Here is a 23991-nt window from a genome sequence, read left to right on the forward strand (position 1 = left end):
CTAGTGTGTGGTTGGGCTTGGCCTCTGCGACGCTTTGACAGATAAGACAAGGCATGAGCCAAACCCTTCCTATTGACGCCGTCATGCCACAGGTGATCGACGCGCTGCGCACCCACGGTCGCCTTGTGCTGCAAGCGCCACCCGGGGCCGGTAAAACCACGCGCGTGCCACTGGCGATGTTGGACGCAAACCTGACGGACCAACGCATTTTGATGCTGGAACCGCGCAGATTGGCGGCGCGTGCGGCGGCGGAACGGATGGCGCAGACCTTGGGCGAACCAGTTGGGCAAACCGTCGGCTACCGTGTGCGCGGTGTGTCGAAAGTGGGTAAAGACACGCGGATCGAGGTCGTGACCGAAGGCATCCTGACCCGCATGTTGCAGCACGCGCCGGACCTGCCGGGCATCGGCGCTGTGATCTTTGATGAATTCCACGAACGCAGCCTGAACGCTGATCTTGGCCTTGCCCTGTGCCTCGAGGTTGCGGGTGCGCTGCGCGATGATCTGTTGTTGGTCGCGATGTCTGCGACACTGGATGCAGAGCCGATTGCGCAGGTGATGGACGCCCCGATTGCGACCTCGCAGGGCCGCTCGTTTGACGTGACGCCGCATTGGCTTGCGCGCCCCATCGACAAATCCACGCGGCTGGAACAGGCCGTCACCGACACCACCCTGCGCGCATTGCAAGAAACCACGGGCAGCGCCTTGGTCTTTCTGCCCGGCGAAGGCGAAATTCGGCGGGTCCAAGGGTTGCTGGATGCGCGCGTCCCTGCCGATTGCACCGTCGCCCCGCTGTTTGGCGCGATGGATTTTAGCGCTCAGCGTGACGCTATTTCACCCGCCAAAACCGGCCGCAAAATCGTGCTGGCCACGTCCATCGCCGAAACCTCGCTGACCATCCCCGACATCAAGGTGGTGATCGACGGTGGCCGGTCCCGACGCGCGCGGTTTGACCCCGCCAGCGGCATGTCGCGCCTGATCACCGAACGGGTCACAAAAGCCGAAGCCACACAACGCGCAGGTCGCGCAGGACGTATGCAGCCGGGCGATTGCTACAAGGTCTGGACCAAAGGCGAAGACGGCGCGCTGGCCGCTTACCCGCCTGCCGAAATTGACGTCGGTGATTTGACCGCCTTTGCATTGGAATTGGCGCTGTGGGGCTCTGGCCCTGACGATTTGTCCTTTGTCACGCCGCCGCACGAGGGGCGACTGGCTGAGGCCCGATCTGTCCTACAGATGCTCGAGGCATTGGACGGCGCGGGGCGCATTACAACCCACGGACGGGCCTTGGCCGCCTACCCGCTGCACCCCCGTTTGGCGCACATGCTGGAACGGGCGGGACGTGACGCCGCGCAGGTCGCTGCGGTCTTGGCCGAACGTGATCCGGTGCGCGGGCAGTCGGTTGATCTGGCCCGCACCATGCAAGCGATCAAGGAACCTGCTCGCTTTGGCACTGCGCTAAACCGCGCTACAGTGGAACGGATCAAGCAAGAAACCAAACGACTAGACAAACGCGCGCCAGAACGCGCGGGCCGCCTGTCGTTGGGTGCGCAAGCCGCACTTGCCTACCCCGACCGCGTCGGTTTGCGCCGCAAAGGCGACGCGCCGCGCTACGTTTTGTCAGGCGGCAAAGGCGCGATCATGCCGCTGGAGGATCCAATGGGCGGGCACCGCTTGATTGTGGCCACCGACCTTGACGGCGACCCGCGCGAGGCGCGCATTCGCAAAGCAGCCCCCCTAAACGACACCGAATTGCACGATTTGTTCGCAGACCAGATCGCATGGCACGACGTCTGCTTGTGGTCGCGTCGCGAAGGACGTGTGTTGGCCCGTCGCCAACAACGTTTTGGCGCGTTGGTGCTAGAGGATCAGCCGTGGGGCAATGCACCAGCCGACGCAATTGCCAGCGCGATGCTGGACGGTGTGCGCCAGATCGGGCTGAGCCCAACAGCGGCGGCCAAACGGTTCATCGCGCGTTGTGCGTTGATGTCCGCGCAGGATGCAACCTTTCCCGATTTTGGTGACGAGACGTTGATGGACACGCTGCAAGACTGGCTTTTGCCGCATCTGAACGGCGTGCGCACCTCTGGCGATTGGAAGGGGTTTGACATCACACCTGCCCTGCGACTGCGGCTGAATTGGGACCAAACCCAAGCGCTGGATGCCTCAGCCCCCGGTAAGTTCGAGACGCCGCTGGGCCGGTCCGTACCGATTGATTATTCCGGTGCCCAGCCGCAAATCGCGCTGCGTCTACAAGAGGTGTTCGGGGTAACGCGCCATCCCACCGTTGCAGGCCAACCGTTGCAAATGACGCTGCTGTCACCCGCCCAGCGCCCTGTGCAAGTGACCACTGATTTGCCCGGATTTTGGGCCGGCAGCTACGCGGATGTACGCAAAGACATGCGCGCAAAATACCCGCGTCATCCGTGGCCCGAGGACCCAACGCAAGCTGATCCGACGCTACGTGCCAAGCCGCGAAAGTAGACTAGACGTCGTTCCACGTTCCGTGATGTTTGCCGTCTTCGTCCAGACGTTCGAACCCGTGCGCACCAAAGAAATCGCGCTGCGCCTGGATCATGTTTGCCGTCCCGCGACCCAGCGCCATCGTGTCGTGCCACGCCAGCGCTGCGGCCAAGGCGGGCATCGGTTGGCCCAGCAACACGCCCGCCGCCACGACACGGCGCAGCCCCGGCAAAGCGGTTGCCAAACGCGCGCGCATGTCAGGCGCAAGGATCAAGTGACCGTGCGGTAATTCAGCACGAAACGCAGCTGCGAAATCATCCAGCAAAGCGGACCGGATGATGCAACCTGCACGCCAGATTTCGGCGATGCGGGCCATGTCTAGCGACCATTCGAATTCGTCAGATGCTGACGACAAAATCCGAAAGCCCTGCGCGTGCCCCAAAATGCGCCCCGCCAGCATCGCGTTTTCCATGTCGTCGACGCTTGGCATGTCGGTGGTTTGCGCGCTGCGATCCAACAATTGATCCGCCGCCATGCGTGTGTCTTTTTCCGACGACCAGCCACGCGCGCCAACTGCCGCCTCGATTGTGTTGGCGGATTGGCCCAGCTTTAATGCCTCGACCAAGGTCCACCGGCCCGTGCCTTTTTGCCCTGCTTTATCGAGGATCACGTCCACCATAGGCTTGCCGGTTTTGTCGTCGACGGATTTGAGGGCAGCCGCCGAAATCTCGATCAGGTACGAACCAAGCACGCCCTTTGACCAGCCTTCAAACACGTCGCCAATCGCGCCCGCGTCCTGCCCGCCTTGGTCCCGCATCAGACCGTAAATTTCGGCGATCATCTGCATGTCGGCGTATTCGATGCCATTGTGAACCGTCTTGACGAAATGCCCGGCGCCGTCGGGGCCAAGGTGATCGACGCAAGGCGCGCCTTCGAATTTAGCCGCAATCGCTTCGGCCATCGGTTTCAGTTGCGCCCACGAATGTTGCGTGCCGCCAACCATCATCGACGGGCCAAAGCGCGCGCCATCCGCCCCCCCCGACACGCCCATGCCAACGTAGTGCAACCCCGTGCCTTTCATTGCGGCAGAGCGGCGGCGCGTTTCGTTGAAATCAGCGTTGCCGCCGTCGATGATCGTGTCGCCGTCCGACAACAAAGGCGAGATCGCCTCGATCATCATGTCCATCGGTTTGCCCGACGGGATCATGAACAGGATCGTGCGTGGCGCTTTGATCGCATTGACGAATTCAGCAAGATCGGCGTGCCCGCTTAACTTGGGTGTCAAGTCACCTGCGTCCTGCATGAACCCGTCGATCCAGTCTGCCTCGCGGTTGGTTACCGCCACCTGAAACCCTTTGTCCGCAAGGTTCAACGCAAGCGCGCTGCCCATAGTTCCTAGCCCGTATACGCCGATGTCTGCCGCCATGTTTTGGTCCTTTGCGAAGTTTTGCTCAACGTACACGCAAAGACGGCGGGTACAAGGTGGGGCATCTCAGACTTCGATGTCAGTCGGGGCCAAGCCGGGCGGACCATTGCCAGCGGCTTCGGCGTCATGGATCAGCGCGCGGATACGGGTGTTCAACGGTGCGCTTTGGCCTGATTTGGCGGCCAGACCGATGATCACACCCTGCAACGCCTCGACTTCGGTTTGACGGCGCTGGGTCAGATCATCCCACATTGAGGACCGCGCCTTGGGGTCAATCGTCAGCATTTGCGCAGCGACACGGCGAAAGATCGGCGTTGGCAGGCGCAGGATAAACGGCAGCGCCTTGGGTGGGGCGGCCGTGGTTTTCGCAGGCACGATCCCGTTGGCTTTTAAGATGCCCAGCGCTTCGGCCATCTGGTCCGCCATCAATTTGCGCCATGCCCACTGGTTCAACATCTCAAGCAGCGGCAGATCGGACAGAGCGTTCAAGGCATTGCCCAGATTGATCAGCAGCTTGCCCCATTGCACGGCCTCGATATTGTCGACGCTGCGCCACGCGATGTGCGCAGTGTCGAGGGCGGGCAACGATCCAGCTTGCACCTCGATCTCACCCGAAGTTGCGCGGTGATACGCCGCCTCGCCCACCGGCACGACGTTGAACGGCACCATCGCGGCGCGCACATCGTGATCGGGCAATCCAGCACGTAACACGCCGACATTCCCCACGCCGTTTTGCAGTGAAATGATCAACGCATCCGGTTTTGCGTGGCTCCTAATCAGGGCGGCTATTTCAGCCGTGGCTGAGGATTTCACCGTCACTAGGATCACATCCGCAGTGCCCAAAACCGACGGGTCCTCAGAAAAATCAGGCGTCGCCACTGAGGCGTTCAACCCGTTGTAATCCGAAAGCTTTAGCGCGCCCATTTTCGACAGGCCCGCCACAACCCGTGCCCGCGCCAAAAACCGCACATCGTGACCCGCCAGCGCCAAAACGCCGCCCACGTAGCAGCCAATGCTGCCCGCGCCAGCAACTGTGATCTTTAGGCTCATTCTGATTTTCCCCGCATTTGGCGACGGTCTTTCATCGCGCTGTGCGACTCTGCTGTTCCATTGTGAAACGTCCCGAACCACTTGTCCCACGGCATTTCAAGATTGCCATAATTCACCTCAAAATAGCGGTGGTGCATTTGGTGGTGAAACGTGCCCAGCGACAGTGACTTGCGATCTTTGACCAACAACGCCTCGAACCCCGTGTGCGAGGTCGCCGCCGTTAACGCTTGGTGTTGCATGTGGAACAGAATGTGCAACGGATGTGCTGGCAGAATGAAATGGATCAAGACCGACGAAAAGAACGCAATGTGTTCAATCGGATGCATCGATAGCCCTGACCAAGGACCAACATTGACGTTCTTGTGGTGCAGCGCATGGGCCAGCTTGTACAGCGGACCCCAATGCAAAGCGCGATGGATCCAGTAGAAATGCAACGAGATAATAACCGGCGTCAGCACGAACAGCGCGCAGAACCAAACCGGGCTATCAGACCACGTCAAAACCGGCGCATAGCCGTTCGCCATCGCGTGAAACAGCAGCACCTCGTAGGCGGTCCAAAACCCGACACCACTGGTCAGCGTCCAAAACATGTTGTCGCGCACTTGGCCGCCAAAATTGAACTGCTTGCCTGTGCGCGCTAGATCGCGGGGATCAAATTTCAGCCGCGCCGCCTGCCCGCGCGCGATGTAGAAAAACCAGTGCAAGCCCCCCGCAACCAGCACCATCAACACCAGATTGCGCAGCCAGAGTTGCGCGATCCAGCTCAATTGCAGTGTTTCCATCTGCACCAACGCGGGTTGCGTCAACATCCAAACGACCAACGCAATCACGACAATAACCGTATTTTCGGCAATGCGTAGCCACCGTGCAGCAAGCCAGCTGACCATGCGCGTAGGTTCAGGCGGCCAACTGAAAAACGGACTGACGCGGATCGGCACTTCGGGTAAATGTGCCCAACCCGCCAGCTTGGGGTCCTGTGGTTGCTCCGGCATAATGCTCTCCCGTCTGTCGATCTTGTGACGATGCCCAAGGCGTGCGTCCTTGACAAGAGGCGATGCTTGACAGGGCAGCGCGAAAACCGTGACTTTAGGTTAAACCAACCCCAAGGACACCACATGATCAAAGCATATGAAACCGTCGGCATCATCGGCGGGTCCGGCATGTTGGGGCATGCGATTTCGACCGCCATCGTGCGACGCAATGCCATTTCAGCAGAACATTTCTGGATGTCGAGCCGGTCTGGTAAGGCCGCCCCGATCGGGCGCAAATCGGTGAACATAACCACCGACAACCAAGCGCTGGCGGACAACTGCGATGTGATCATCCTGTGCGTGCCACCCGCCGCTTTGGACACCATCAAAATCGACGCGCCTGACAAGCTGATCCTGTCCGTGATGGCCGGTGCCAGCCTTGCTACGATCAGTGAAATCACCGGATCGCTCCGCGTGGTGCGGGCCATGAGCAGCCCTGCCGCCGCCCAAGGCCTCGCGTATTCGCCGTGGATCGCAAGTGCAACAATCACCGACAACGACCGCGCGTGGGTCACCCATTTGCTGGGCGCATGCGGCACCACAGACGAGATTTTCGACGAGGCTCACATCGATCATTTCACCGCCATGACCGGCCCTGTCCCCGGTTTTGTCGCCTATTTTGCCCAGTGCATGGTCGATTATGCAACCGATGCTGGCATTTCCCCCGACGTGGCGGATCGCGCCATCCGGCAGCTATTTTTGGCGGGCGGTACGATGCTTGCCAAAGACGGACCAACACCGGCAGAACACGTCGCTGGCATGATCGATTACGCAGGCACAACAGCAGCCGGATTGGCGTCGATGCAGGCCTCGCCCATCGCGAGATCCATTTCCGACGGTCTAGACGCCGCCGTGGCAAAAGCACGGTCGATGGGCTAGGATTTCAGCCATGATGAAATGCAGCGGGGTTTTTCTGGTGTGGTTGGTGCTCGCCAGTTTTTCCTTTTGGGTGACGCGCCCATCCCAGCCTGACGTACGGTTTTGAACTGCTTTGCAGCACCGGTATTGTACACGCCGGGCGCTCGCTAGGACTAAACCCTGTTGCGCTGATCAATCAAGCCGACAAATGCTATCGTGAAAACGCACGCCTGTTGATGAACGGCGCCGGGTTCATCACCGCGCATTTTGCGTCAAACCAGGGCAGCTTAGCAACGAATACGAAAAACCCGCGTTGTTGGTTTACGGCGATCCCCATGAACATGTTTTTTTCAGCCCTACGCCGATCATCGCCCGTTTCTGACAGCGCTCGAAGTCTATGGATATCCTGTTATAAAAGCCGTCGAGGTCGAAGTGCGTCTTGGCACCCGCAAGCCGTGCACGCTAGGACGCGTGTTCAGCGACTGTTGCAGCTTAGGCAAACGGCCGCGTTAACGCCCGCTCGAGCATCTCAAGCCGGTCTTGACCGTAAAACATGTCGCCCTGCACAAAATACGTGGGCGAGCCGAAAACATCCCGCTCAATCGCCTCTGCGGTATTGGCCGCGTATTCGGCCTGAACCGCGTCCGAAACTGCTGCCTCTAGCAAAACATCAGCGTCAAAACCCTGCGTTGTGGCGATCCGGTGCAAGGTCGCATGATCTGCAACATCGCTGTCATCTGCCCAGTGCGATTGCAAAATGGCGAACGACAAAGCATCCGCATCCGTGCCCGCATTTTGCGCGGCAATGATCAAACCGCCAGCAATGTGCAGCGGATTGTCGTGATGCGTCGGCCTGCCCGCCATGATTGGCAGATCACGCCATTCGCCCCATCGCGCAATTTCACGCCCAAAGAAATAGGCGGTGTGCGCAGCCGACCGCGCCCCCGAATGATGCGGATTGGCAGTGTTCACCACCGGCCAAAAATCCATCGGGCGGTGGTGAATTTTGCAGCCGTGGGCAGTCGCAATTTCGGACAATTTGCGCGCGCCCAGATAGGCAAATGCAGAATGTCCTGAATAAAAATACTCAATCTTTTTCTGCCCCATGCCTATTTCCCCAAGCAATGACGCATGATCGCTTTTTGCGCGTGCAGTCGGTTTTCCGCCTCGTCAAAGATGACTGACGCAGGGCCGTCCATGACCGAACTGGTGACTTCCTCTTCGCGGTGCGCGGGCAGGCAATGCATGAAAAGCGCGTCGGGTTTGGCATGTGCCATCAGTGCGTCGTTGACCTGATACGGGCGCAGCAGATTATGGCGGCGTTCCTTGGTCGACTGGCTGTCGTGCATCGACACCCACGTGTCCGCGACCACCAGATCAGCCCCTTGCACGGCGGTTTCTGCGTCCCGTTCGATCTGGATCGTGGACCCTGCACGCCGCGCCAACCCAACGAATTCATCCTCGGGATCAAGCTGCGCAGGACCGGTAAATGTCAGGTCAAACTGGAACTGCGCGGCCGCATGCAACAGCGATGCACAGACATTGTTGCCATCCCCGCACCAAACGACTTTCTTACCTTTGATCGATCCGCGATGTTCCTGATAGGTCATCACATCCGCCATGATCTGGCAGGGGTGCGTGCGATCGGTCAGCCCGTTGATCACCGGCACATCGGCAAATTCCGCCATCTCAAGCAGCACGGATTCATCAAAGGTCCGGATCATGATCAGGTCGACATAACGCGACATAACCCGGGCCGTGTCAGCGATGGTTTCACCATGCCCCAACTGCATGTCGGCCCCCGATAGCACCATCGATTGCCCGCCCATCTGGCGCACACCGACGTCAAAACTGACACGTGTGCGGGTCGACGGTTTTTCGAAAATCAGTGCAACCATGTGCCCGTCCAGCGGCAGATCATCATCCAGTGCTGCGCGTGGTCGCCCCGCACGGGCTGTCTTCATCGCGTGCGCCTGATCAAGGATGCTGTTCAATGCAGCGCTGTCGGTTTTGTGGACGTCTAAAAAGTGGTTCATGTGGTATCTCTGAATAGGGTGAGCCTGCTGGCCCCGGAAAATTATGTGACCGCGATGGCTGTTGCGGCGGCATCAAGGCGAAAGACAGCCTCGTTGATTTCATCGTCCGTGATGGTCAGGGGCGGCAACAGACGGATCACGTTGTCTGCTGCGGGCACTGTGATCACCTCGGCGGCGTAGCCTGCGTTGACGATGTCGATGTTGCTGGCTTTGCATTTCAGACCCAGCATCAGGCCCGACCCGCGCACGCATTCGAACACATCCGGATGCGCAGCGATCAACCCTTCGAGCCGTTGACGCAGCAAGCCTGCCTTGCGGTTCACTTCGCCCAGGAATTCAGGTGTGTTGATCGTGTCCATCACCGCGCAGCCGACCGCGCAGCCCAGCGGGTTGCCGCCATAGGTCGACCCGTGCGTGCCTGTGGTCATGCCGGATGCCGCGTCTTCGGTGGCCAAAACCGCGCCTAGGGGGAATCCGCCGCCGATGCCTTTGGCGACCATCATGATGTCAGGTTCGATGCCCGCCCATTCGTGGGCAAACAACTTGCCCGTCCGGCCAACGCCGCATTGGACCTCGTCCAGCACCAGCAGAATGTCGTGTGCGTCGCACAAATCCCGCAGGCCTTTCAGGCATTGATCAGGCAGCGGGCGAATGCCGCCTTCGCCTTGCACAGGTTCCACCAAAATCGCTGCCGTGTTTTCAGTGATTGCCGCCGTCAGCGCATCGTGATCGCCGAACGTCAGATGCGTGAAACCACCCAACAACGGACCAAAACCTTTGGTCATTTTCTCAGACCCTGCAGCGGCGATCCCCGCGGCAGAACGCCCGTGGAAGGACCCATCGAACGTGATGATATCAACCTTTTCGGGGTGACCCTTTTCGTACCAATATTTGCGCGCCATTTTAACGGCCAGTTCGCAAGCTTCGGTGCCTGAGTTGGTGAAAAACACAGTGTCAGCAAAGGTCGCGTCCACCAGTTTGTCGGCCAGCATCTGCTGCTGCGGAATGTGGTACAGGTTCGATGTGTGCCACAGCGTTTGCGCCTGATCCGTGATCGCCTGCACCAACGCCGGGTGCGCGTGACCCAATGCGTTCACGGCAATGCCGGCCCCCAGATCCAGAAAACGTCGGCCATCTTCCTCAATCAGCCAAGAGCCTGAGCCTTTGACAAACGTCATCGGAGCGCGGGAATAGGTAGGCAAAACGGAAGCGATCATCTGGATCATCCTTTGGGAAATGTGGCCGCGAGAATAAGAAGCACGATGTGTGCAACAGAGGCGCGAGCAGGTCAACAGTTTGGAAAGTTTGGGGTGCACCAAAGGTGCGGCGTTCAAAACGAGGGACTTAGGCCGGAATACGGCGTCGTCGGATCAAGGATATGATGCGTTGTTTGAACATGAGACATTCGTAGCGCAGGGAATTCGCTTTGACCAGAGGGAATTTGGACGGTCGAGTTGGAGGCGCTTGCATCCCTGTCCCCTTGGGCAGATAGCTGTGCCATGTTTCAACCACGTCCTCAAAATCCGGCCCTCGCGGCTGCGTTCATCACCGTGGCGGGCGCGTTCATCGCCCTCACAACCCTGATCGCCAAAGCACTTGGTAGCGATCAATTCGGCGACACCCTGCACCCGCTGCAAATCAGCCAGGGGCGGTTCATTTTTGCGTTTATGGCGCTAAGCTTGGCCGCAGCAGTCCTGCGCCCGACGTTTGGTAAAATCCACTGGGGGCTGCATCTGACGCGCACCAGTTCGGGCTGGGTTGGTGTCAGCCTGATGTTCGCCGCTGTTGCGTATATTCCGCTGGCGGATGCCACAGCAATCACGTTTGTGAACCCGGTGTTTGCGATGATGCTGGCGATCCCGTTGTTGGGGGAACGGGTGGGGCCGATCCGGTGGCTGGCAGCTGGCATCGCAATCATCGGCGCGATGGTTTTGCTGCGTCCGACACCAGCCACCTTTCAGCCCGCGGCGTTGCTGGCGGTTGGGGCCGCATTGGCGTTCGGATTCGAGGTGATTTTCATCAAAAAGCTCGCCAATCGCGAGAGCCCGTTTCAGTTGCTGATCATCAACAATCTGGTCGGCATGGGCATTTCAACGCTGGCGGTGCTGCCATTCTGGCAGATGCCATCGCCTGAGCAATGGGCGTTGCTGGCGGCCCTCGGGGCCGCGATGGCCTGCGCACAAGCCTGTTTTGTGAACGGAATGGCGCGCGCAGATGCAAGCTTTGTCGCGCCCTTCAGCTACGCCACGCTGATTTTTGCCGCCCTCTATGATGCGTTGTTTTACAAGGCCTTTCCCGACCTGATCACGTGTATCGGGGCCTCAATTATCGTTGGTGGGGCGGTGCTATTGGCGGTGCGCGAGGCCCGCCATGCAAGTTCTCGTGAACCTCGATGACGTATCTTGCTTGTCACTGGCGTCAGAACCATTAGAATGAAACGCTGAATTACACCTCAAAGCGCCTCGGATGATGGGTCGCTTTTTAGCTAGGGAAACCGCATGTCCTGGACTGACGACCGCGTTGAAGTGCTTAAAAAGATGTGGGGCGAGGGCCAATCGGCCAGCCAGATCGCAAAAGAATTGGGCGGCGTGACCCGCAATGCCGTGATCGGCAAAGTGCACCGTTTGGGTCTGTCCAATCGGGCTGGCAGTGCAGGTGCAGCCAAAGCCGAAGCCAAGCCAAAGGCAGCCCCAAAGGCAGAGGCCAAGCCTAAGCCGGTGATGCGCACCGAACCGGCGGTCAAACCGGTTGATCCAAACGCGCCCAAGCCGAACTTGCCTGCGCGCAAACAGATCATTCCGGCAGGGCAACCTTTGCCACCGCAGCCCTCCGCGAACGAGATCAGCCCAGAGGCCTTGGCCAAGGTCAACGAGATCGAGAAGAAAGCCAAGCGGCTGACCTTGATGGAATTGACCGAACGGACCTGTAAATGGCCCGTCGGTGATCCGGCAACCGAAGATTTCTGGTTCTGCGGTTTGACCGTTCAACAAGGCAAGCCCTACTGCGAGGCCCACGTCGGTGTCGCGTTCCAACCGATGAGCGCTCGCCGCGATCGTCGCCGTTGAACGCATGGTGTGCGACACGCACACCTTACCCGCATAAACGATGAGTAAGGCGCACCAAGGTGCGCCTTTTCCGCTAGAGTGGCCGCATCTTCGTAAGGTGCGGGTGTCCCGCACCACCACCCGTTGAAACATATCCCACACAAGTGTCACTTGAACTCGACCCACTGGGCATGGCACGTCAGAACTGATCTGATCGGAGCTTTGCCAATGACAACCACTATCCGCGCCGCTGATGCCCTTGCCCGCCGCCTGTACGCCGCTGGCTGCCGTGTCGCGTTCGGAATGCCCGGCGGCGAAGTTCTAACCCTCGTTGACGCCCTTGAGGCCGCAGGCATCCAATTTATCTTGGCAAAGCACGAAAACGCCGCCGCCTTCATGGCCGAAGGCGCTTGGCACCGCACAGGCGCGCCCGGCCTGTTGATCGCAACTGTTGGTCCGGGTGCTTTGAACGGCGTCAATGCTGTGGCCAACGCCATGCAAGATCGGGTGCCCTTGATCGTTTTGGCAGGGGCAGTCGATGAGGACGAGGCGCAGACCTACACGCACCAGGTACTTGACCAACGCGCCGTCTTTGCCCCGATCACAAAAGCCACATTTGCGCTGAACGCAGGTGCCGCCCACGTCATCGCAGACAAAGCTGTTTCGATCGCAATGGAAGGCCGCCCCGGCCCTGTGCACATTGATGTCCCGATCACTGTTGCGCTGGAACAGGTTGCACCGACGGCTCCGGCCACGCGCGCCACGGCATCGGCCATGGTTCCGGCTGGTGACGTGATGGCGCAGGCAGCCAGCTGGCTGAGTTGTGCAAAACGACCCGTCATGATTGCCGGTGTGGATGCGATGAACGAAGGGGCTAGCCGCGAAATTGCGGCCATGATCGACGCCTTCAACATCCCGTTGATCACCACCTACAAAGCCAAAGGCATTGTGCCCGAAGACCACCCGCTCGCCCTAGGTGGCGCGGGCCTGTCCCCCTTGGCTGACACGCATTTGCTGCCTTTGGTGCAGTCCGCCGATCTGATCATTTGTGCCGGTTACGATCCGATTGAAATGCGCCCCGGTTGGCGTAATGTTTGGGATCCACGCAAGGTCAATGTCATCGACATCACAGCTGAGGCAAACCATCACTACATGCATCAAGGGACGCTGAATATCATCGGCTCAACCCCTGCTACCTTGGCCGCGTTACACAGCGCTGCAACACCCAACGCGACATGGCCCAACCGAGACATCGCAACCGCAAAGACCAGCCTTGCCCAAGCGTTTCCAAAGGACGACGCATGGGGGCCCGCCGCCGTCGTCGATGTGTGCCGCACCACCCTGCCCCGCAATACTTTGGCCACTGCTGACAGCGGCGCACACCGCATTTTGCTAAGCCAGATGTGGGAGTGTTACGAGCCTCGCGCGTTGATGCAATCGAGCGCCCTTTGCACAATGGGCTGTGCCTTGCCACTGGCTATGGGCGCGCAATTCATTGAACCGGACCGCACCGTCGTCAGCTTTTCCGGCGACGCGGGATTTTTGATGGTCGCCGGTGAACTGGCAACCGCGAAAGAGCTGAACCTAAGCACGATTTTTGTCGTGTTTGTGGATGCCTCACTGGCGCTGATCGAGCTGAAACAGCGTGGGCGCCAACTGCCGCAACACGGCGTTGAATTTGCAGAACACGACTATGCGGCCATCGGGCGTGCGTTTGGCGGGGCTGGACATACCGTGCGCAGCCGTGCCGAATTGGTCAGCGCACTAGAGGCCGCGCAAGCCAGCGAAACATTCACAGTGATCGCAGCCGTAATCGAAAAAGGGGCGTATGATGGCCGCATCTGAGACGCCGACCGCCCTTGGTGATCTGTTCGTTTTGGATCTTAGCCGCATTCTGGCAGGGCCCACCGCAACACAACTTCTGGGTGATTTTGGCGCAACGATTATCAAGGTCGAAAACCCGAAATCCGGTGGTGATGACACGCGCGGATGGGGCCCGAATTTTGCCCGCAACGAGGACGGAACACCGTCCGACCTAAGTGCCTATTTCATGGCCGCCAACCGCAACAAACAATCCATCGCAGTGGATATTTCGACGCCTGAAGGTCAGGATATCGTTCTGCAACTGGCTGCCCGCGCCGATATTATCATCGAAAATTACAAACCGGACGGCCTTGTCAAATACGGGCTGGATCACGCGACGATGCTGAAAAAACATCCCGGCGTTGTCTATTGCTCGATCTCGGGTTTTGGGCAATTCGGACCGAACCGCGACCAGCCCGGCTATGATCTGATGGCCCAAGGCTACGGCGGGGTCATGTCGCTGACCGGTGATCCCAAGGGGCCACCGACCAAAGTTGGCGTCGGAATTGCCGACGTGATGTGCGGCATGTACGCGACCATCGGCATTCTGACAGCCCTGCGCCACCGCGACAAAACCGGCGAAGGGCAACACATCGATCTGTCCTTGGTGGATGCGCAAATGGCGTGGCTGATCAATGAGGGCACCAATTTCCTGACCTCGGGCGAGGCCCCGAAACGACGCGGCAATGCACACCCTAACATCGTGCCTTATGACGCGTTCGAAACATCGGACGGTCATGTCCTGATCGCCGTTGGCAATGATCCGCAGTTTGCCCGCTTTTGTGACGTGATTGGGCGTAGCGATTTGGGCAGTGATGCCCGGTTTCAGACCAACACGCTGCGCATCGAACATCGCGACGTTCTGATCCCGCAAATTCGCGACACCCTGCGTGGTTTTGCCAAGGCCGACGTCCTTGCAAAACTGCAAGGTGTGAAAGTGCCCGTTGGTCCGATCCAAACCGTACCAGAAGCTTTGCAGTCCGATCAGGCCGAGGCGCGCGGCACCGTGATCAGCGTGCCAACTGACGGTGTACAGGACGGCGCGGTCCAGCTTTTGGCGAATCCGCTCAAGCTTTCGCGCACACCCGTGCAATACCGCAGCGCACCACCGCGTTTTGGTCAGGACACCGACGCCGTGCTTGAAACACTGCGCACCTCACCTGTGTCAAAAGACAGTTAATTTTCCCCGTAAAATAGGCGGTAACCGGCTGATTTCCTCCAATTGTTTCGGAAATTTCGCCTTTCGCTCACGAAACGAGGCGGGCTTTTCACGGTTGCGTGTGAAGCCCCTGTAGATCGTGTTTCGAACCCTCACATCGGCTAAACCAATAGCAACACAACCCATTTTCCAAGAGGTGCCCCCGATGATGCACGATATCTGTGACAGCCCTGTTAGCCTGACCGACCAAGCCCAACTGCAAGACTGGAACGGCGTTGTGCACGGATTTCTATCGCACGGCACCAAGACCCCTGTTCATCTGGGCGCATTGCTGGCGGCCAACCCGAATTTCGCCATGGGTCATGCGGCACGCGGTTTGTTTTCCTTGATGATGGGACGCAAAGAATTGTGGAGCGTCGCGGTTGATGCAGCAGCAACGGCCAAAACAGCAGCGGCAAACGCCTCGACAAATACGCGTGAAAACGGATGGCTTCAGGCGCTGGATGCATGGCTTGCGGGCAGCCCCACGGGGGCCATTGACGCGATGGAACGTGTGCTAATCGAAAACCCACGTGACACACTAAGCGCCAAGGTCAGCCAAGCGATCCGGTTCATTCTGGGTGACGGCGTAGGCATGCGCAGATCAGCCGAACGCCTGTTGGGCGCGCATGACAGCGATCACGCCTGCCGTGGTTATATTTTGGGCTGCCACGCCTTTACGCTTGAGGAAACTGGCGAATACGCCGCCGCTGAGCGCACTGGTTTGCAAGGCCTGCGTTATGCCCCCGACGACGCATGGGGCCTGCACGCTGTCGCGCACGTTTACGACATGACAGCCAACCCTGATGCGGGCATCAATCTGATCGAGCAAAACACCGGCGCCTGGACTCATTGCAACAACTTTCGCTACCACGTCTGGTGGCACAAAGCGTTGCTGCACATGGATCGCGGCGAACTGGAATTGGCCTTGTCCCTCTACGACAGCCAAATCCGTGAAGACAAAACCGACGACTACCGTGACATCGCCAACGCCACATCTTTGCTGATGCGCCTTGAACTCGAAGGTATGGACGTCGGCAATCGCTGGGCTGAACTGGCTGATTTCTCTGAAAACCGCACGGATGATGGGTGCTTGGTCTTTGCTGACTTGCACTACATGCTGGCGCTGGCCGGTGCTGAACGCGGTGATGCAAAAGTGGCAATGACCGCCCGATTTGCCCATGATGCCCGTCAATCCGGCGAAATGGCAGGGCGTGTGAATGACCCTGGCCTTGCAGCGCTTAGTGGTCTGAACGCCTTTTCCGAAGGACGTTACAACGATGCGTTCATCGATCTGTCTACGGCCCGTCCCGCCATGCAAACGATCGGCGGCAGCCACGCGCAACGCGACGTTTTTGAACGCATGACCATCGATGCAGGCCTGCGCGCCGGACGGATTGACCAAACCGAGGTCATCTTGTCTGAACGCATGTCCCAACGCGCCGGCCACAAGGATCGTTTCACCGCCACGCGCTTTGAAAGCCTTGCACAAGCCCGTCGAATTCCGGCGCAATAAGCGCGAAATGCTTGACCTGAGCGTACATCCACGTAGATCGCACACATGACATTCGCTGATCCCTCACAGGTTGCATCTGCAACTGCCAAAGCCCCGACTTCGGTCGCCCCTGCAAACGTGCGTGATCTGCGCCTCGATTTCTTCCGAGGCATCGCGATGTTCATCATCCTGATGGCGCACACACCAGGCAACTTTCTGACCAGCTGGATTCCAGCGCGGTGGGGGTTTTCGGATGCCACTGAAATTTTTGTGTTCTGTTCCGGCATGGCCAGCGCCATTGCCTTTGGGCGCGGGTATGATCGCGCCGGTTGGACATTGGCCACCGCCCGTGTCGGCTTCCGCGTCTGGCAAGTCTACTGGGCGCATGTCGGCCTGTTTTTCGCCACGCTGGCGCTGACGGTTGCCCTGACGGATTCCGGGTTCGGCACTCGCAACTATTGGGGGCAGTTGAACTTGTGGCCGATCTTTGTGGAAAGCGACAAATGGACCAATCCTGACATCCTGCTGTCGTTCATGACCCTGCGCTATGTGCCGAATTATTTCGACATTCTGCCGATGTACATGGTCGTTTTGCTGTTGATGCCCATCATCATGGCGCTGTCCAATGTGAACAAATGGCTAATCGGGGCGTTTGTGCTGACGGTTTGGCTATTTGCCCAGAAACAGTTGCTGATCACGCTTGGGCTAGAACAGCTTTACATTGGCCTGCCTGCCGAGCCGTGGACCGATCGCAACTGGTTCTTTAACCCTTTTGGCTGGCAACTGATTTTCTTCACCGGTTTTGCGTTTATGCGCGGCTGGTTGCCCAAGCCACCGGTGAACAAACTGCTGATCGGTTTGGCCTTGTTTCTGGTGATTGCCAACGTGCCGCTGTCCAGCATCGGTGTGCGGGAATTCGGGTTTGAGTGGGCACGTGACTGGCGCATCGCCAACAAGCTTTTGATCGACAAATCCAGCTTTGGGCTGTTGCGCTACGTGCATTTCCTGGCACTTGCCTATCTGTGTTGGGTCGCCGCAGGTGACAAAGGCGATCGCCTGTTGCCCCAAGGCTCCGGCACGTTTGCCCGCATCTGGGAACGTTGCCTCGCGATCATCCTCAAGGTCGGTCAGCAATCGTTGGCCGTGTTCGTCGTGTCGATGTTCACAGCGCGCTTGATGGGCTTCACCATGGACGTTTTGGGCCGCGCGACTGTCACTGTGTTGCTGGTCAATCTGGCGGGTGCCTGCATTCTGATCGCCACAGCCTACGGTGCGGGTTGGTTCAAATCACAACCCTGGAGGGTCAAATAATGCTGCGTCGCGAAGTTCTCGCCTCATTGGCCGCACTGGCCGCGACCCCCTCGCTGGCTTTGGCCGAAGAGCCCGGTTTGCAACTGGGCGATGCCACGCCTTTTGGGGCCGACACCGTCCGCAATCAGGCGCGCGCCCTTGCGGCCGAGGCGTATGCGCCACGCCCGCTGATCCCCGAGGAATGGCGCAATCTAAGTTACGACCAATACCGCAAAATCTGGTTCGATGCGCGCAACGCCTTGTGGGAAGGCACCGATGCACCGCAGCGCGTCGACGTGTTCCCGCCCGGTCTGTATTTCCCGCAAGGTGTCAAAACCAATGTGGTTGAAAACGGCCAGTCGCGCCCCCTGAAATTCGACATGGGTGTGTTCGACACCACCGACAAATTTCCAGATGTTCCGATAGACGAAACGCTCGGCTATTCCGGCCTGCGCCTGCGCGCTGAACTGGAACGCAAAGGCATCTTTCAGGAATACGCCGTGTTCCAAGGTGCCAGCTATTTTCGCGGCATTGGCACGGGTCAAACTTATGGGTTGTCTGCCCGTGGCCTTGCCCTAAAAACCGGCGATCCGATGGGCGAGGAATTCCCGGATTTCGTGTCGTTCTGGATGGAGCAACCCGCCCCAAACGCCGCAAATGTCGTGATCCACGCGCTGCTCGACAGCCCCAGCTGCACAGGGGCCTACCGTTTCGACATCACCCACGGCGATACCTTAGCGATGGAAATCGAAGCCGAAATTTTCGCGCGCACCGACATCGGGCACGTGGGCATTGCGCCGTTAACCTCGATGTTCCTGTTCGACGACATGGACCGTCAACGCTTTGACGATTTCCGCCCCGCCGTGCACGACAGTGATGGCTTGCTGATCCACAACGGTGCCGGTGAAATCATCTGGCGCCCGCTGGCCAACCCGTTGAACCTGCAAATCAGCGCCTTTGCTGATATGGACCCAAAAGGGTTCGGGCTGTGCCAGCGTTCGCGCAACTTTAGCCAGTTCAACGATCTTGAGGCGCACTATCACGAACGCCCAACCGTTTGGGTCACGCCGCACACCGGCTGGGGCCGTGGGTCCGTCACGCTGGTGGAAATCCCTGCCGACCTCGAAATCTACGACAACATCGTCGCCTATTGGCGCCCATCCGGCACGATCAAAGCGGGCGAAAGCCAGGCCATGAGCTACAGTTTGGATTGGGGGCACGACCCGGCACCTGCGGGCGCAATGGAAGTGGTGAACACCGCCGCGGGCGGACGCCCCGAGGGGGGCCGCATTTTCACCATCGATTTTGCCGCTGATGATCGTGTACCCGAGGATCTAAACGATTTAACAAAAATCATCCGCACCACTGCCGGTGAAATCACCGAAGGCGTGTTGCAGCGCAACCCCGACACCGGTGGTCCGCGCCTCGCCTTTACGTTCTATCCTGGGGATGCCACGATCTCTGAATTCCGCGCGCAATTGCGTCTTGATGGCGCACCCTTGTCCGAAGTCTGGCTGTACCGGTGGACCGCAACCTGATGCCCGATACCGCCGATCATATTATTGCGCTGATGCCCGCGCCTGCCCCGTTGGTGATGCCAACGCAGGACTTTGGCGCGTCTGTTCAAAAGCGCAGAATCGCTCGTGGCGGCAGCATTCTTTGGCGTCTGGCCGTGTTTGTGCCTGCTATGATCGGAACTGCATTGCTGATGTGGGGCCTGCACGGCGTGTTGATGCAAGCGGGCATGACCATCCTTGAATGGGTGCTGCTGAGTTTGATCGGGATGACGTTCATCTGGGTCACGCTGGCGGTCAGCACCGTAGGTGTTGGCCTTGCCGGTCGTATGCGCCCGCAGCACGTGGACCCCAGCGCGCATGATCCACTGAATGTAGCCCTGCTGATCCCGATCTACAACGAGGTCCCTTGGGACGTTTTTGGCAACGCCACCGCCATGATGGACGATCTGGTCAACCGCGACAGCGTGCATAATTATACGCTGTTTGTGCTGTCCGACAGCTCGGATGACGCGACCGCTGTGCAGGAATGGAAGGCGTTCGAGGCCCTGCGCGCGACGGCCCCAAAGGGCATTGATATTTACTATCGCCGCCGGTCTGAAAACACTGACAAAAAAGTCGGTAATCTCGTTGACTGGATCACCGGATGGGGTGCCGATTACGACGCGATGCTGGTGCTGGACGCCGACAGCCTGATGACGGGGCGCGCCATTGATCGCCTTGCAAATGAACTGGCCGCAGACGTTGACGCGGGCCTGATCCAAAGTTTTCCCCAACTGGTCGGCGCCGAAACCGTGTTCGCCCGCATCCAGCAGTTTTCGAACACCGCCTACGGGTGGCTGTTGGCCGAAGGGCTGGCGCGCTGGTCCCAGCACGAGGGCAACTATTGGGGTCACAACGCGATCATCCGAACGCGCGCGTTTGCTGCCACAGCAGGCCTGCCGCACGTCAAAGGGTTGCGCGGTGACGACCAACTGATCCTCAGCCATGATTTTGTCGAGGCATCCTTGTTGCGCCGTGCCGGTTGGCGTGTGCGGTTTCTGCCGCGCGTCACCGGATCGTTCGAGGAAACCCCAGGCACGCTGATCGACTACGTCCTGCGTGACCGCCGCTGGTGCCGTGGCAATCTGCAACATTTGCGCCTGCTTGGCACGCGCGGTTTGCATCCGATTTCCCGCTTTCACATGTTCCAAGGGGCCGTCGCCTATCTGATGTCACCTGCGTGGTTTGTACTGCTGGTGTTCTGGGCGTTGCTGGGTCGTGATGCCGACACCAATGTGATCCGATATTTCAACGAAACCAACCCGCTGTTCCCAAACTGGCCTCCCGAGATGAGCCATATCGATTCCACCGTTTTCCTTGTCATCATGTACGCCATGTTGCTAACGCCCAAGATCGCGGGCGCGGGTATAATCGCTGCCAACGGCAAAGCGGTTCGGGTGTTTGGCGGGCGGGTTACGTTCCTCAGCGCATTTGTGACCGAGGTCGCCCTGTCGATCCTATACGCCCCGATCCTGATGGTGCAGCAAACCCGCGCTGTCGGTCGTGCGATGATGGGTGGTTCTGCGAAATGGACGGCCCAAGCCCGCACTGCAGATGCCTATCCACTGCGCACGTTGATCCGCTTTCACTGGATGGAAACGGTGATTGGGCTGATGCTGGTTGCGGGCTTGGCCGCTGGCCTGATTTCACTGTGGCTGCTGCCGATCGTGTTTAGCCTTGTGATGTCGGTGCCGCTGTCCGCGCTCAGCGCTGTGCATCTGGGGCCCGCGCCTGCGGGTCTGCGCATGCACAGCCCCAATTCACTGCGCGAACCGGCCATTCTAACCCGCGCGAAACGTGCCCGCGCCGTGTTGCGCACGGCAGCTGACAAAGAACGCGTGCCGGCGGAATAATCAGTCTAGCGTTTCTGCCCAATCAAATGCCATTTCTGCCCAACCTTCGGGAACGCGGTGCCCGCCCGGAAAGATGGCGAATTCAAGCGCTGTGTCCGCAGCGCAGCGCGCCCAAGAGCGGCGCATAAAGTCGCCTTTGGTCACGAATTTGTCCGCGCGCACTTGCAAACAGTCGTTCACACCGCGCCAGACGTTCATCGCATTGAACACGTCCCCCTGGACAAACGCGCTTGGGTCGTTCAGGTCCTCGCCGCGCACCACGCGCCCCTCTAGCGGGACAGTCGTGTCTGTCCAACCGTGGGTGTGCAGCAGGCGCACTGGCCCTTCGCAGGTTGTCGGGTGCGGGCGCCAAAAACTGCCAGCAACTGGCACGTAGGCGTGAAAGGTATCAGGGGCGGCGCAGGCCAGATACGATGTCATCGAGCCGCCAATCGAAAAGCCACCCAGCATCATTTTATCTGCGTCCAGATCAAAGCGCGCAGCAGCATCGTCACGCACGTCGGTCAGAAACGCGACCTCATCGCGTTGCGGCGGCCAGTCAGGGTGGAACGACCAGCTTCGCCCGTTGCGCCCTGTCCGCGGCATCCCGTCCGGCGCAATCACGGCGTAGCCCCGCTCCAGCGCGACAGGCACCCAAACCTTGTTGTTCAGCGTGCCCGTGCCACTGCCGCCAAAGCCGTGCAGGAACACGATTGACCCTTGGATGTCACCCACTGGCAGAGTGATATTGTAGGTGCCGCCTTCGATCTTGCAGGCGTCTGGATCAGCCGCGCACCCGGCATATGCCGTGACTGTTGAGGCCGCCAAAAGCGCCCATGGCAATACGTATTTTAGCATCTTAACCCTTTGTAACCGGCAAGCCGCGCTTGACCCAACCGGGCCCCGCACCAGAGCCAAGCATGCCTTCCGGCACATCAATAATATTGGTGAAACCGGCCTGCGTCAGACGTGCGCCCATCTTGCGCGATCGCACACCGCGCGCACAAATCAAGGCTACCGGAACGGTGGTATCCCCGACGACGTGCGCCGTCAGTTGATCGATGAAATCACGGTCCAACATGTTGATTGGCACGGCCCCAACACCAACACCCGTGCGCGCCCATTCATCGGGGCGGCGGATATCGATCAGCGTGATTGATCCGGCAGTCGCGGCCTCGTGCGCTTCGGGGGCACTCAGCGCGCCCTTTTGGCCAGCTTGCGCCGTGATGTTGAACCAATTGGCCCCGAATATCGCAGCGCCGCCCAGCGCAAGTGTCGCAGAGCCCACCAAAACACCCCTACGGGTGATTTTCGGGCGCGGGTTTGTGGCTGATGTCATTGCGCGCATTCCAAAACTATTTGACGCAGCCTAGCCCAAATAATTCATCCAAAGCACCCCCACTCGCGTGGATGTGACATCACCAACTTCTTTGTGATCGACGCTATTTTAGTTTTGGCGGCTTTGCGGGGTCCGAACCGGGGGCTGCGCGCTCTAGCGTGACGTCCGCAGGTTGTGGCAGATCGAACCGCAGACCAACCCGTGACAGGCGCGGCGTGATCGGATCATTGCCGTCAAAGAAGCCGACATCCATTGCGCCCGCCTCAATCCCCGAGAATGTGAGCGCTTCGCCTGCGGCCCCCGCCAACGCGTCTTCGGCCCCCGGTTGCGCCCCGACAAACGCCAGCATGTGGCCTTTGGTGCCGCCTTGGTACGTCACGGCAACCAGATAGGCGCTGAGCGCGAGGCCCGTGGCCGTTGCAAGTTTGGTATCAATCGCGGCAATCAGGTTTTCCGGCAAACCGGCAGGGGCTGCCACCTCGTCGATGTGGGCCTCGACCTCGTCGGGTGCGTGGCCCAGCGTTTCGGCCAGCCATTCGACGCCTTCTGCGGGCAGCAAAAATGACGACGGCGCAACCTCTAGGTTCAACCCCATACCAAGGCTTTGACCGTTCAGCATTTGCGCAATCACGCGGCCGGACACGGCAACATACGGCGCGGCTTCGCCCGTAAAGGCGGTCAAGCGTTCGGCGCGGTCAAAGACCAAGACGATCTCCTGAACCCCTGCGTCAAAGGTTTGGGGGGTAACATCCTCGCCCTCCGCTTCGGATTCCAGTAACAAAAACAGCTCCGCATCCGCGAGCCGTTCGTAAAATGCCAGCCGTGCACCATCGTCGTTTGGGGCAGATTCCATCGCGGAGTGGGCCAAATCCAGGGGGGTCATTTCGCTCATTTCAGCACCTCTTTGACACGGCGGCGCAGGGCGGGCAGCGTGTCGGTTTCAAACCACGGGTTTTTCTTGATCCAGCCTGTATTGCGCCAGCTGGGATGGGGCAAGGCAAAGACGTCGGGTGCGCGCATTTCCCAGTTTTCAACGGTCTCGGTGACGCCGGTTTTGACCTTCAGGTGGTATTTATGCGCATGGCCCCCAACGAGGATCGTGAGCGGCATAACACCCAGCATTTCCATCACCCGATCGTGCCACGTTTGTCCGCAAATCTTGGGCGGCGGCAGGTCAGACCCCTTGGCATTGTAGCCCGGAAAGCAGAACGCCATCGGGACAATCGCAATTTGGTCGCGGTCGTAAAACGTGGCCTCGTCCACGCCCATCCAGTCGCGCAGCCTATCCCCCGAGGGATCCGTGAACGGCTTGCCTGATTCGTGGACCCGCGCGCCGGGGGCCTGGCCTGCAATCAGGATGCGTGCGCCGGGTTTGAACCACGCAACAGGGCGCGGTTCGTGGGCGGTGTGCGTCTGGGCAAAGCGCTCAGCACACAATCGGCACGCGCGGATTTGGTCAGGCAGATCAATCATTTGCCCTGTCTATAAGACGCAAAGCAATCAGCAAAGCG

General features: G+C 59.4%; 20 protein-coding genes. 10 read left to right on the forward strand and 10 right to left on the reverse strand.

The features are described from left to right. The first annotated feature begins 53 nt into the window (after positions 1–53). On the forward strand, positions 54–2483 hold the full coding sequence (hrpB, locus tag ACFIO0_RS13335; protein WP_390910886.1) for an ATP-dependent helicase HrpB: 2430 nt from the start codon (positions 54–56) through the stop codon (positions 2481–2483). 1 nt (position 2484) lies between these two features. Here hrpB and gndA read toward each other — a convergent pair whose 3' ends face one another. The 3 genes from gndA to ACFIO0_RS13350 all read right to left on the reverse strand — a co-directional run bounded on the left by gndA (position 2485) and on the right by ACFIO0_RS13350 (position 5930). Beyond that, positions 2485–3888, reverse strand: a complete 1404-nt coding sequence (gndA, locus tag ACFIO0_RS13340) for an NADP-dependent phosphogluconate dehydrogenase (protein WP_390910887.1) — start codon at positions 3886–3888, stop codon at positions 2485–2487. A gap of 66 nt (positions 3889–3954) precedes the next feature. After that, complete coding sequence (locus tag ACFIO0_RS13345) at positions 3955–4938, reverse strand: 2-dehydropantoate 2-reductase (protein ID WP_390910888.1); 984 nt, start codon at positions 4936–4938, stop codon at positions 3955–3957. Continuing rightward, positions 4935–5930 carry a sterol desaturase family protein gene (locus ACFIO0_RS13350; protein WP_390910889.1) on the reverse strand — a complete coding sequence of 332 codons (996 nt, stop codon included), beginning with the start codon at positions 5928–5930 and terminating at the stop codon, positions 4935–4937. The genes ACFIO0_RS13345 and ACFIO0_RS13350 overlap by 4 nt, the downstream gene beginning before the upstream one ends. 123 nt (positions 5931–6053) lie before the next feature. On the opposite strand from ACFIO0_RS13350, the gene ACFIO0_RS13355 reads away from it, so the two are divergent. Beyond that, positions 6054–6848, forward strand: coding sequence for a pyrroline-5-carboxylate reductase dimerization domain-containing protein (locus ACFIO0_RS13355; RefSeq protein WP_390910890.1), 795 nt, complete (start codon positions 6054–6056; stop codon positions 6846–6848). Positions 6849–7319: 471 nt separating this feature from the next. Here ACFIO0_RS13355 and ACFIO0_RS13360 read toward each other — a convergent pair whose 3' ends face one another. Genes ACFIO0_RS13360 through ACFIO0_RS13370 form a run of 3 tightly spaced genes read right to left on the reverse strand, consistent with a single transcriptional unit; the run spans position 7320 to position 10080 of the window. Beyond that, positions 7320–7934, reverse strand: coding sequence for a DsbA family protein (locus ACFIO0_RS13360; RefSeq protein WP_390910891.1), 615 nt, complete (start codon positions 7932–7934; stop codon positions 7320–7322). Between the two features lie 2 nt (positions 7935–7936). Continuing rightward, positions 7937–8863: an ornithine carbamoyltransferase gene (gene argF / locus ACFIO0_RS13365; protein ID WP_390910892.1), complete on the reverse strand. Its 927-nt coding sequence runs from the start codon at positions 8861–8863 to the stop codon at positions 7937–7939. A gap of 41 nt (positions 8864–8904) precedes the next feature. Further along, positions 8905–10080 (reverse strand): acetylornithine transaminase, encoded by a 1176-nt coding sequence (locus tag ACFIO0_RS13370; protein WP_390910893.1) that lies wholly within the window; start codon positions 10078–10080, stop codon positions 8905–8907. A 282-nt stretch (positions 10081–10362) separates the two neighbouring features. Here ACFIO0_RS13370 and ACFIO0_RS13375 point away from each other — a divergent pair, with 282 nt between their 5' ends. From ACFIO0_RS13375 to mdoH, 8 genes are all read left to right on the forward strand, one after another. After that, positions 10363–11259, forward strand: a complete 897-nt coding sequence (locus ACFIO0_RS13375; protein WP_390910894.1) for an EamA family transporter — start codon at positions 10363–10365, stop codon at positions 11257–11259. Positions 11260–11361: 102 nt separating this feature from the next. Continuing rightward, complete coding sequence (locus ACFIO0_RS13380; RefSeq protein WP_390910895.1) at positions 11362–11928, forward strand: GcrA family cell cycle regulator; 567 nt, start codon at positions 11362–11364, stop codon at positions 11926–11928. 207 nt (positions 11929–12135) lie between these two features. Then, entirely contained in the window at positions 12136–13752 is a 1617-nt protein-coding gene (locus tag ACFIO0_RS13385) for a thiamine pyrophosphate-binding protein (protein WP_390910896.1), read from the forward strand. Then, positions 13736–14950: a CoA transferase gene (locus ACFIO0_RS13390; RefSeq protein ID WP_390910897.1), complete on the forward strand. Its 1215-nt coding sequence runs from the start codon at positions 13736–13738 to the stop codon at positions 14948–14950. The genes ACFIO0_RS13385 and ACFIO0_RS13390 overlap by 17 nt, the downstream gene beginning before the upstream one ends. A gap of 184 nt (positions 14951–15134) precedes the next feature. Continuing rightward, entirely contained in the window at positions 15135–16484 is a 1350-nt protein-coding gene (locus ACFIO0_RS13395; protein ID WP_390910898.1) for a tetratricopeptide repeat protein, read from the forward strand. 45 nt (positions 16485–16529) lie between these two features. Further along, positions 16530–17774: an OpgC domain-containing protein gene (locus ACFIO0_RS13400; RefSeq protein ID WP_390910899.1), complete on the forward strand. Its 1245-nt coding sequence runs from the start codon at positions 16530–16532 to the stop codon at positions 17772–17774. Continuing rightward, complete coding sequence (locus ACFIO0_RS13405) at positions 17774–19291, forward strand: glucan biosynthesis protein (RefSeq protein ID WP_390910900.1); 1518 nt, start codon at positions 17774–17776, stop codon at positions 19289–19291. Before ACFIO0_RS13400 ends, ACFIO0_RS13405 begins: the two co-directional genes overlap by 1 nt. Then, positions 19291–21162, forward strand: a complete 1872-nt coding sequence (gene mdoH / locus ACFIO0_RS13410; protein WP_390910901.1) for a glucans biosynthesis glucosyltransferase MdoH — start codon at positions 19291–19293, stop codon at positions 21160–21162. The genes ACFIO0_RS13405 and mdoH overlap by 1 nt, the downstream gene beginning before the upstream one ends. Here mdoH and ACFIO0_RS13415 read toward each other — a convergent pair whose 3' ends face one another. The 4 genes from ACFIO0_RS13415 to ACFIO0_RS13430 form a co-directional block, all read right to left on the reverse strand. Next, positions 21163–21999: an alpha/beta fold hydrolase gene (locus ACFIO0_RS13415; RefSeq protein WP_390910902.1), complete on the reverse strand. Its 837-nt coding sequence runs from the start codon at positions 21997–21999 to the stop codon at positions 21163–21165. Position 22000: 1 nt separating this feature from the next. Then, positions 22001–22480, reverse strand: a complete 480-nt coding sequence (locus tag ACFIO0_RS13420) for a rhodanese-like domain-containing protein (protein WP_390910903.1) — start codon at positions 22478–22480, stop codon at positions 22001–22003. Between the two features lie 103 nt (positions 22481–22583). Beyond that, a complete protein-coding gene (locus ACFIO0_RS13425; protein WP_390910904.1) occupies positions 22584–23372 on the reverse strand; it encodes an SseB family protein in 789 nt (262 codons plus the stop codon). Continuing rightward, a complete protein-coding gene (locus ACFIO0_RS13430) occupies positions 23369–23953 on the reverse strand; it encodes a uracil-DNA glycosylase family protein (protein WP_390910905.1) in 585 nt (194 codons plus the stop codon). The genes ACFIO0_RS13425 and ACFIO0_RS13430 overlap by 4 nt, the downstream gene beginning before the upstream one ends. Between the last annotated feature and the right edge of the window lie 38 nt (positions 23954–23991).

Source organism: Pseudosulfitobacter sp. SM2401 (assembly GCF_042932805.1).
Classification (GTDB): domain Bacteria; phylum Pseudomonadota; class Alphaproteobacteria; order Rhodobacterales; family Rhodobacteraceae; genus Ascidiaceihabitans.